The 11,111-nt window shown below is 57.4% G+C and carries 7 protein-coding genes; 1 reads left to right on the plus strand and 6 read right to left on the minus strand.

All coding sequences use genetic code 11. The features are described 5' to 3' along the window. Positions 1-216 precede the first annotated feature (216 nt). On the plus strand, positions 217-1,920 hold the full coding sequence (locus tag VEB01_RS11665; protein WP_324875613.1) for a L,D-transpeptidase family protein: 1,704 nt from the start codon (positions 217-219) through the stop codon (positions 1,918-1,920). A 184-nt stretch (positions 1,921-2,104) separates the two neighbouring features. On the opposite strand, the gene mepK is transcribed toward VEB01_RS11665, so the two are convergent. From mepK to recB, 6 genes are all read right to left on the minus strand, one after another. Continuing rightward, on the minus strand, positions 2,105-2,692 hold the full coding sequence (gene mepK / locus VEB01_RS11670) for a peptidoglycan L,D-endopeptidase MepK (protein WP_324875615.1): 588 nt from the start codon (positions 2,690-2,692) through the stop codon (positions 2,105-2,107). 294 nt (positions 2,693-2,986) lie between these two features. Next, positions 2,987-3,667: an acireductone synthase gene (gene mtnC / locus VEB01_RS11675; protein ID WP_324875616.1), complete on the minus strand. Its 681-nt coding sequence runs from the start codon at positions 3,665-3,667 to the stop codon at positions 2,987-2,989. Next, positions 3,664-4,224, minus strand: a complete 561-nt coding sequence (locus VEB01_RS11680) for a 1,2-dihydroxy-3-keto-5-methylthiopentene dioxygenase (protein ID WP_324875617.1) — start codon at positions 4,222-4,224, stop codon at positions 3,664-3,666. Before VEB01_RS11680 ends, mtnC begins: the two co-directional genes overlap by 4 nt. Continuing rightward, entirely contained in the window at positions 4,221-4,868 is a 648-nt protein-coding gene (locus VEB01_RS11685; RefSeq protein ID WP_324875618.1) for a methylthioribulose 1-phosphate dehydratase, read from the minus strand. The genes VEB01_RS11680 and VEB01_RS11685 overlap by 4 nt, the downstream gene beginning before the upstream one ends. 221 nt (positions 4,869-5,089) lie before the next feature. After that, positions 5,090-6,964 carry an exodeoxyribonuclease V subunit alpha gene (gene recD / locus VEB01_RS11690; protein WP_324875620.1) on the minus strand — a complete coding sequence of 625 codons (1,875 nt, stop codon included), beginning with the start codon at positions 6,962-6,964 and terminating at the stop codon, positions 5,090-5,092. A gap of 292 nt (positions 6,965-7,256) precedes the next feature. Continuing rightward, complete coding sequence (gene recB, locus VEB01_RS11695; RefSeq protein WP_324875622.1) at positions 7,257-10,928, minus strand: exodeoxyribonuclease V subunit beta; 3,672 nt, start codon at positions 10,926-10,928, stop codon at positions 7,257-7,259. Positions 10,929-11,111 lie beyond the last annotated feature (183 nt).

Raw genomic sequence — 11,111 nt, forward strand, 5'->3', positions numbered from 1 at the left:
AATTGAGGACCATTTTAGTCCTATATAATTCCCAAGTAAAGTACTAGGCTTTTGTTGGATTCGGCGTATGTGTGGGGTTCTAAGGAGGCGTATCCGTTGCTGATACAGTTATGCCCGGAGTCCAAGGCATGATCATTCGGCGTTATACTTCGCTGTTACGAACCCGCACGCAATCGCGCCGTTAAGGTGCTTCTATTGCCCGCAAGGAAAAATGTGATGACCAAAGTTTGCCCATCCATGGGGATTTTTCTTCGATTTGCTGTAACCCTATTAGCTTTCGGTTCCGGGGCCGTGAGCGTGGTTTATGCCGAAGCTCCGGAACTTATTCCGGATATCCCTGCCACCCACATTCAAAGTCTCGTCAAGGAGGGCGCGCACCCTAAATTGCGCTGGGGCAAGTTTTCTGATTATCAGGCACAACTGGAGCAGCTTTATCATCAGAACGGCCTTGCCCCTTTATGGCTGCGCGCGGGAAAACCGACGCCTCAGGCGCAGTCGCTGGTGGCTAGCTTAGGCGAGGCAGACGACAAAGGATTAAACGCTACGGATTATGATGCGGAGCTTTTGGGCAAGTGGTTGAGCGAACTCAATGCGACTACCGCAAATCCTCGGGAAATTGCTTCCTTTGATGTTGCCTTGAGTCTTTCGGCGATGCGTTATGTATCGAATCTTTACCTCGGGCGCATCAATCCGCATAACATCGATTACGGACTGAGTATCGAGCCGAAGAGGGTGGACTTGCCGCATCTGGTTCAGAAAATCGCGCAGAGCCAGCAACCGGCAGCGATGATCAATGCTTTGGAGCCCAAGTTTCCTGTCTACGAACGGCTCAAGGCGGCGCTGCCCCGTTATCAGGCGCTGGCAAAGGAAACGGTTCCGGTCCAGCTCTCATTTCCGGCGAAATTCGGTCCGGGAGATCACCATAAAGACGTGCCGGCGCTCAGGCGTCTATTGCACGCCCTCGGGGATTTGAAGGAAATCAAGCCCGGCTCGGCTGGTTCCCAAGCCTACGGGCCCGAGCTGGCGGAAGCGGTTAAGCGGTTTCAGCAGCGCCATGGGCTGGTGGCGGACGGCGTTATTGGAAAGGGCACTCTGAATCGGCTTAATTTCCCGCTTGTGGACCGCTTGCGGCAAATTCAGCTCGGGCTGGAGCGTTTGCGTTGGTTGCCGGAACAGATCCGCGGTAACTATCTTGTCGTCAACATTCCGTCGTTCCAGTTGTTCGGTTTTCGAGAGGGCTCCGCGTTCGGGCGGTCCGATCTTCAGATGAACGTGATCGTCGGAGAATCGGTCGACGGACGCCATACGCCCGTCTTTCACTCCGACATGACCTACCTCATCTTTCGGCCTTACTGGAATCTGCCGTACAAGATCACGGTCAAGGAAATGCTGCCGCAAATTCTCAGTAATCCCGGTTATTTGGCGAAGAACAGTCTGGAACTCGTCCCCAATTTCTCACCCAATGCTCCCGTTTACGACTCGAGTCTCAGAAATATCGAGATGCTTACAACCGGTACTCTCAAGCTACGACAGAAGCCGGGTCCCAAAAATGCCTTGGGTTTGGTCAAGTTTGCGTTTCCCAACCACAACAACGTCTATCTGCACAGCACGCCGTCCAAGGGGCTGTTCAAGAAAGCCAGGCGCGATTTCAGCCACGGCTGTATCCGGGTGGAAGATCCGGTCGGCCTGGCCGAGTTCATTCTAGCGGACCGAGGAGAATGGACGCGTGAGCGGATCGAATCGGCCATGAACGGAACCAAGCCGAAGACCGTTACCCTGAAGCAAGCCGTACCCGTCTACATCTTCTATTCGACCGTGCTGGCCGACGAGTTGGGCAATGTGAGCTTCTACGACGACATCTATGGCCATGATCTGATTCTTAGCGACCTGCTGGCCAAGGGCTTTCCTTATCCGTCATGACCAGTGCCGGCGTTGGGTCCGGACATGATGCTAGTGATGAGGGACTACTCCCCGGTTCAGGAAAAACCTGATGTTAAAGGTTGTGTCGGCTGAACGGGCAGGAATCAACAATCGATTATAGGCTTAGGCGAGGAAGCGCTCTAAAACCGCCTTTAGAGCGCTGCGAATCTGTCCGGCAGGGGGCTTACCAGGAACGAACTTTGCCGGTATCCAAATGGACGAAATCGGAACGCCGGTAATAACCGACGCCGCCCTGTTGTAGGGCGAGTGCCGCCTTTTGGATCGTGCGCGTATTAGTATCGCTCATGCGAATATCTATCGCCTTGCCTTCCATGTGCATGCTGTGCTCGGCAACTCCGTGGCTGATCTTGCGCAGCATCCGGTTCGTTTCCGGCGAGCGGTATCCGGAGATCACCTGGAATGTCCCGCGGCTCCCGGTGAATACCGAAACGGCATAGAGCAAATCGAGCAGGGCCGGATCCATCGTATGCACGCTATCTGTACGGTGGTCCCGCAGAAAATGGCTGAACCGATACAGTGTTCGGCGGTCATAATATTGTTGAGGGCAGCAAAGGAGCGTTAACTCTTCGTCCGTATTTACATTATGGAACGAGAGTTTGCGTTCTCTACTGAAAGCCTTCGCGAATGCATCGGCCGAAGGTAATAGTAAGGCTCCGACAGCCGCTATTCCGGCACGAGTCAAAAATGCCCGCCGGGATAGGCCATCCTCGGATACTTGATGCTTGTGATGAGAAGTCGTGTTTGTGCTCATATGCTAAGTTCCCTTTCGAGTTAGGTCTTCGCATAGGCATCGAAGAATTCTCCGTAGTCCTTTCTCCGCCAGCGTGCGGAGTCGGGGAATTCGTCGATACCTGGGGGAACGGGTACCCGCTCACCGAAAAACGCGAACTTTACTTGCCGAGTTCTATGGAATCAATCCTTAAAACTGCCTCCTCATAAATAGCATATATCGTGCCTTTTCTGATCGGCTTCTCAAGTGCCCGTGATTTCAGGCCTGAGCGCCCTTAAAGAATCCTGTTAGCGCAGTGGTTAAACGCTGCTTTTCTCATAAAGAAATATTCACCGCATCGAAATCCGCCGCCTGGTTATGGGCAGTCGGATTTGAATCAGCGGCTTCGCGAACCAACTGACACGTCAAAAAACCGGCGGATTTTGCAGCGTCCAATTCCTCTTCGATGTCCGAGAGAAACAGAATGGACGCGGGCGGTAAGCCGATCTGCCGGGCAATCTCCCGGTAAGAGCCGGCTTCCTGCTTAGGGCCAATGCGGGTGTCGAAATAATCTGAGAACAGCGGCGTCAAATCTCCGTGTTCGGTATGTCCGAACAGGAGTTTTTGAGCATAGACGGATCCCGAGGAGAATACGTAGAGATCGATGCCCTGAGCTTTCCATTCCCTTAGCTTGCGCACGGCGTCCTCGTAGATGTGACCGCAATAGTCCTCTTTGCGGTATCCCTCTTCCCAGATCATCCCCTGCAATGCTTTGAGGGGCGGGGCCTTTCGATCCTCGTCGATCCAACGGATAAGCTGCTCCACGACTTGTGTCGTACTTAACTCTATTCCACAGAGCGTACGCACCTCGTCCAACAGCTTCCCGATTTCCGGATCGTTTGCATGACGAGCGATGAAACTCATCATACGCTCACGGGAATAGGGGAACAATACATCTTTGACAAAGGATATGGATGAGGTAGTTCCCTCGATATCGGTCAAAATTGCGCGAATCATGCGTACTGCGCCAAGAATTGTTCGAGCTTGGGGAAGATGTCGGAAATTTTCTGGCCGGTGAATTGAGCCACCCAGCCCTCAGGGGTAGTGAATAGGCGGATTGCCTTCAGGTTCGGATTCTCTCCCATGTCGAACCAGTGCCTGGTATGCGCCGGAACGCTGATGAGGTCTCCTTGCTCGCACAGCACCATGTACACCTTGTCGTTGGGATGCAGGTAAAAAATCGCTTTTCCTTCGACGAAAAAGCGTACCTCGAAGTCGTCGTGGGTATGTTCGCTTAGAAACTTGGCGCGGAGTTCCGCCTTCTGCGGATGGTCCGGCTGAATGCTGATCACATCGACCGAGCGAAATTCGTAGCGGTCGATCAGCCGATCGATGGAGTGGCGGTAAGCGGCGATGACGGCATCTTGATCGGCGTCGGCGGAAAACTCCTGGTCGGCGGTCCAGCGCTCGAACAGCACGCCGATCTCCCAAAGCTTCTTGGCGATAGCCTCGGGGTCGCGAACTACTTCGACGTCTTCCGGCCGGTCTTCGGAATGGATAGTCAGCAAGCTCATGGCGTTCTTACTCCGTGTAAGCGAATTTCGAGATCGAATAGAAATTCCAAGGCCTCTATATGGCGCAGGGCATCCTTCACCGAGGCTCCCCAGGTATAAAACCCATGGCCGGCAATGACGTAGCCGTGGATGTCGCCACGGAGCTCGATGTATTCGTCCACCTTGAGCGCTAGCCTCGGGATATTCTGATCGTTGGGGAAAATCGGGATGACGATACGGGTCTCATGGGTATCGACGCCCGGCAGAGCCTTCAGCAACTCATAGTCCTCGAGTACCAGTTCATCGCGGAACAACCGCGAAATCAGCGTGGCGCTCGGGGCGTGCGGGTGCAGTACGGCGCCGATGTTTGGATAGCGGCGATAGATCGACGTATGCAGCAAGGTTTCGGCCGAGGGCTTTTTTCCATCCAGCGACCGGCCTTCGGCATCGATCAGCATGATGTCATCGGGGGTCAGTTCACCCTTGTGCCTTCCGGACACTGTAATGGCGATGCGCCCGTCTCCGAGCCGCGCGGAAAAGTTTCCGCTGGTGGCGGGAGCCCAGCCCCGGCCGTGAATATAGCGCCCCGCTTCGATCAGTTCCCGGGCGCGCTGCTGGAATTCGTCGTGCATGGATAATGTCTGCCGCGCAGCAAAGCCCGTCATTGTAGTCGCCCCGTAAGGCCGGCTCAATCCGGAGGTTTGCTCAGATCTCGTGAAAAAACCTACTGCGCGGCCCGGTTCCGCGCCTGCTCAACGTAACCGATCTAACCCAAACATCGCGCAAGCGATTCTTTGGATCGCCCTCTCCTTTTTTGGGAGAGGGCCGTACGCCTGCACATTTCGGAACGGACTTGGACCGCTCGCCACGGTTTTTTCGCAACCTCTCAGATATATGTCCAAAGCCGTTCGCGAAGTCCCGACGATCGGTTGGGAACACGCTTGATGGCGTCTTCCAGAATTTTCTGCGAGCCTCGTATCTCGGCTCGATGCCGCGCTCGGGTGATGGCGGTGTAAATCAAGGGACGATCCAGTACGGGGCTCTCAAGATCGGGCAGCGCCAGCACGATCTCGTCGAATTCGGACCCCTGGCTCTTGTGAACGGTCATGGCGTACACGGTTTCGTGTTCGGGCAGACGGGCCGGCGCAAACCCTCGGATGTGGCCGTCCGCATCTTCGAAAAAGACGCGAAGTCCAGAGCCCGTTTCAAGCGCAATACCAATGTCGCCGTTGAAGAGTCGAAGGTCGTAATCGTTGCGGGTTACGATTACCGGGCGACCCGGATACCATCGGCTTCCCCAGCGCAATCGTTTTCGCGCGAAAAGCTGTTCTTCGAACAGCCGGTTTATGCCCGCCGCCCCACTATCACCTTCCCGATGCGCTGTGAGCACCCGAAAACGGCCGAAGAGCCTCAGGATGTCCTTCGGCTCGGTTCCCGAATCGACGGCTGCAAAAAAGGCGTGATAGCCGCTTTCCATTCTATGGACCAAATCCGCTTTGCCGCCGGTTCGTGTCCGTTCCCAGTGAATTTCGGGATGGCGGCCGCTGGCCAGCAACTCGACCGCTTCTTTGGCGCGTCCCCCGTTGATCATTCGCGCCAACTGGCCGATGCCGCTTTCCGAACCGAAGCGGTGGCTGTAAGTGAGCAGGGCGACACAGTCGGACAGGGCCGGTATGAACAGATTGCCCGACGGGATTTTGACGCCCGAGGCCGCGTAAAGTTGATCGCAGAATGCCGTGCTATAACCGGACGATTCGCAGAGATCGCCAAACACCGCTCCGGCTTCGACCGACGCGAGCTGGTCCTTGTCCCCCAGCAGAATCAGCCGGGCTTTTCCCGGCAGGGCGTCGATCAGTTTGGCCATCAGCGCCAAGTCGATCATCGACGCCTCGTCGACCACCAATACATCCACCGGCAGCGGATTATTCCGGTTATGGCGAAAATAAACCGAATCGGGTTTTGCGCCCAGCAGCCGATGCAATGTAAAGGCGGTCTCCGGGAGTGCGTCGAGCACGGCTTGCGGCAAGGACAGCTTTACTTTCTGCTCGCGGATAGCCTCTTGAAGCCGCGCCGCCGCTTTGCCGGTGGGGGCGCTCAGCGCCATGCGCAGCGGCTTTTCACCGGACTGGGATTGCAGTGCGGCAAGTATCCGAACCACGGTTGATGTCTTGCCCGTTCCGGGACCGCCGGAAATCACGCAGAACCGCCGCAGCGCGGCCACCGCCGCGGCCAGTTTCTGCCGATCGGGTAGGTCGGTATTGTGGGCGAAAAGCCGGTCCAGTTCGCAGCGAAGCTTGGCTAAATCGATTTCCGGGCATGGGCTTTCCGCTAGGGCCATCAAGTTGTCCGCCAACGTCTTCTCGTATTGCCAATAGCGCGCCAGGTAGAGCCGGTTGCCGGCGTCGAGGATCAACGGCGCGAACCCGCCGGGCTCCGCAACCAGCGTGCACTTTCGGAGGAGAGCCAGCCAATCGGCGAGATCGGGCAGCTTGATGACGGCGTCGCCGTCTCCAACGACTATTTCGGAGCCCGCATAGTCGTCGAGACGAATACAGACATGGCCCTCCGCTACGGCCTGGTAGACCAGCTGCGCCGCCCAGGTGACCGCTTCATCCGGGGCGCCATCCAGCCGGCGCAAATAAGCGGCAAACTGCTTTCCGAGCGGCGATAGCTTCAAAAGCTTCGGGGCGGCCGAGGACGGTTTGGCCTGTAACGCTCGGGCGGAAGAACGCAACGAGGCAGCGCGGGCTTCGGTGTTCATGGTGTTATTGGTCGAAGTGCGGAGGTGGCTTATTGTCGCCGGATTTCGTTTTATGAACAGTATCGGCGTTGCCCCATACAGGACAATCGCACTATCGGTGAAGCGTCGTATTTGAGAGCACCCGGTCCCCTCTCGCCTTTGGGAAGGGTTGCGATTAAAGCAACCGTTTGCGATTGGAAGGGTTGCGATTAAAGCAACCGTTTGCGATTGGAGAGGGCTAGGGTGAGGGTATCAAAACAGGATTTCTGCCTTAAAAACTGTTCTGCCGGGTCCTTTATAACTCGACAATGTTCTACGACATCCCCATCAGTAAGTAGTCCAAGGCCTCGATCAACTCCAAACTCGGCTTATCCCAAAAAATTCCAGTCTTCTGCTTGGGCGCTATACCCCTCAGAAACAGGTAATACGCTCCGCCGAAATGGGTTTCGTAGTCGTAACTCGGCAGCCTTTGTTTCAAGTATCTATGCAGAGCGACGGTATAGATGAGGTATTGGAGGTAATAATGCTCGCGGGCCATGGTGGCGGCGAGGCGGTTCTGCGCGTAATCGGCATGAGAGTTGCCGAGCCAGTTGGATTTCCAGTCGAGCAGGTAATACTGGCCGTCTACTTCGAACACCAGATCGATAAAGCCTTTCATATAGCCTTCGATATGTTTGAAGTCGAGCAGCCGGGCGGCCTCGGCATAGCGGCGGTCGCATCGGAAACGCGGATCGGCAAGGAGTGTTCGTAAGGCATGAGAATCGCCGCCTCGCAACGCATAGGTAAATTCCATTTCGACCAGGCGCTTTTCCGGCGGAATATCGGACAGCCTGAGCCCGCTGTCGTCGAGTGGCGCTTCGAGGGCGGTTTCGAGGGTCTGACGGACGGTCGGTGTCCAACGGTCGTCGATGCCGTGAGCTTTCAATTTGCGGCGAACGAGCTCGCCGAGCCGTTCGGAATCTCGGCAGGCAAAATCCCATTCCTCCAAAATCGCGTGCAGGCACGATCCGGCTCTGGCGCCGCGGGGGAAGGCGAATATGGAATCACCCGGCGCTTCCGGCAAATCGGACTCGGGCAGAACGTCGTAATCCGGCGCCTCGCTATGCCGCCCGGTGGTCAGACCGGAGAAGCTGCTCATCCGCCAACTCGGGTAAAGCGGCGGACGCCGGAAGACGCATATGGCCAGTGTCGTGCCGTTCTCAGGTTCCAAAGCCTGGTAGCGGACGGGGCGGGTTTCGATGAACTTTACGCTCACGCAACCGGGCGCCCGTTCAGCAAAACCGCGGATGTCGGCCGCGATGAAATCGGTATCGGCTTCTCGCAGTCTTGTCTCCAAGGCGGATAGCGGATCGTCCTCCGGCGCCAGCGAGCCGCCGTGCAGCAGCCAGGCCATGGCGGTCGAGTGAAAGCCTTCGCCTTTGTCCCGGCCGTTTCGAACATTGCCCCAGACGACGTAGCAGCGGTACACGGCGCGGGTGAGCGCCACGTAAAGGAGCCGCAGGTTTTCCGACATTTCTTCCAGAACGGCTTGACTGCGGTTCAGCTCCAGCTGTGCCGAGCCGAGGTCCAGAACCGATTCGCCGTCGCGGTGCAGAAGCACGGATTGGGCTTTTCGCTGCCGCAGTCGCCCGTCCCAGATAAACGGACAGAACACGATTGGGTATTCAAGCCCCTTGCTGGTGTGGATGGTCACAATCTTCACGCGCTTGGCGTCGCTTTCCAGCCGCAAAAGGGCCGTTTCATCGTTTTTGGACGGTTTGCGGATGGCGCGGCCGAACCAGCCCAGCAGCGTATCGATGCTCGATTTCTTGCGGCTCTCCACTTGCAGCAACTCGGCCAAGTGCAGGAGATTGGTCAGCCGCCGCTCGCCGTCACGGAATCTCGGCAAATGATCGGTGATGCGGGCGTCCTCGAACCAGCGGCGGAACATCGGCATGAAGCCTTCGCTCAGCCAGAGCTGATGGTAAGTCTGAAAGCGGTCGAAGATGGCTTCCCAAGCATTTTCGTCCTTTTGCAGATCAAGAATGGCGTTGGCCGTATGGTCCATGATCTCCGTCGCCAGTGCGGCCTTGAGCAGCGGCTCCCGTCCCGGCTGGGCGATCGCCAGCAAGATCCGCTCAAGTTCGGCCGCCTCGGAACTTGAGAACACGTTCTCCTGCCCCTGCCGCACGCTGGGTACGCCACAGGCCGATAGCGCATCTTCGACGAGACGCGCCTGAACGTGGGTGGACACCAATACGGCGATGTCGCCCCCGTTGAGATTCCGCTCACCCAGGTCGGCCTCACCCTCGCTTGCTGCTTGCAGCAGCCGGGCGATCTCTAAGGCGGTCGCTTTGGCGGCCGACTGGCTTGCCGCGCTTTTCGAATAGGGCTTCTCTTTTCCTTTGTCGTCCTGCTCCGGCGGCAGCAAAAGGAAGCGGAACGGCTCCTCGCCGTCGCCTTCGATATCCAGAACGGCACGCTGCCGTGCGGCGGGTTTTACCTCCGGGTAGGGGATCTCGTCGAGCAGGAACGGCTTCGGATGGCCGACGAACAAGGCATTGACCGCGGTAATGAGATCACATTCGGAGCGCTGATTGATCTTCAGTGTGCGGCGGGTGATGCGCTCGTTGCTCCGCGCTTCCAGATAGCTGAAGACGTCCGCGCCGCGAAAGCCGTAGATTGCTTGCTTGGGATCGCCGACGAAGAACACCGGCAAACCGCCGTCGCCGTAGACGTGCCGGAAGATTCGGTACTGAGTCGGATCGGTATCCTGGAATTCGTCGATCAGGGCGGTCCGGTAACGGCGGCGGACGGTTTCCGCCAGGTGCTCGCCGTGTTCCGAATCCAGCGCCGTCGCCAGGCGGTTGAGCAAATCGTTGTAACAGACGACTTGCAGCGCGCTCTTGCGCTGGTCCAGTTCGGTGTTGCAGAACTCGAGCAAGCGCCGCTTGAGGCACTGAAGCCGGGCTTCGAAATCCAGGTGCAGGGCCTCGTCCGCTTCGATCAAGGTCTGGCAATATTGGAAAAAAGGATGCTGCGGAGGCTGGCAACCCTTTCTGACGGCAGCGGAAAGGGCAACGGATGTCAGATGCCGAAGGCCATCCGGCAGGTCGAGCAAGGGCGGGACTTCCGGCAATACGACCGGCTGCAGCGTTTGTTCCAGTGTCGATGTCGGCCATTTGCCGAAAAATTCGGCTGTGTCGTCGAGCCAGCTCCGCAAGCTCTCGGGTTTGACGCGGGTTCGGCTGAAGTCGGGATAGTCCAGCAACAGCGCCTCGATGGCGGTCTTTTCGGCATGCCAGACTTCCGCCGCTTCGAGCACCGCCTGCTCGAAGCGCATGATGGCATCCGCTTCATCCGGCGGTTCGACAGGGCCCGCGATTTTCAGGAACGGCTTGCCCACATGGGGCTGAATTTCGCTCAGCCAAAGATCGGGCGATTGGTTCTTTTGCGCCAGAAAATCGGCCCAGGCCCCGGACGCGACATAGACCTCCCGCCGCCAGAAATCGTCGACGATTTCCCGCAGCAAATCGGTTTCGTCCGGCATCAGTTCGCAATCGAAATCCGCTCCCGACTCGAAGGCGCTTTGGTTCAGCAGGCGCTGGCAGAATCCGTGGATCGTGTAGACCGCGGCTTCGTCGAACCCGCTGATCGCGTAGCCGAGGCGGCGCACGGCGGTCTCGGCCCGGTCGCCGTAAAGCGCGAGCATTCCGCGGCAGAATTCGTCGTCGCTCGTGCCGGTTTCGAAGGCGGAAAGAACCTCTCTCAACCGCCTGCGAATGCGATCCTGAAGTTCGGCGGTCGCCGCCTTGGTGTACGTCACCACCAGGATCTGATCCACGCTCAGGCCGAGCTCGAGAATCAGCCGAACGTAAAGCCCGGAAATAGTCCAAGTCTTGCCCGTTCCCGCGCTGGCCTCGACCAGGTTCAGCCCGCCGAGTTCGGCGGCATAGATGTCGAACTCGGGGGTATGGTCCAGGGATTGCGGGCTGGAATGGGGCATGGGCGATTTCGTTTAGTTTTTCCGGAGGACTAAGAATAATTGCTTAAACCCAGATTATCCATTAGCCCGGAGGAACCTGGGAGGCCCCTGACGAATCGGCGGTTTGGGGCGGCCGGGGAAGCCGTGGTCTAATGGACACCATTAGAAATCCTATTCTCGATTCAACAGGTTAAGGTGTACAAA

It is taken from the genome of Methylocaldum sp. (assembly GCF_035627495.1).
In the GTDB taxonomy this organism is placed as follows: Bacteria; Pseudomonadota; Gammaproteobacteria; order Methylococcales; family Methylococcaceae; genus Methylocaldum.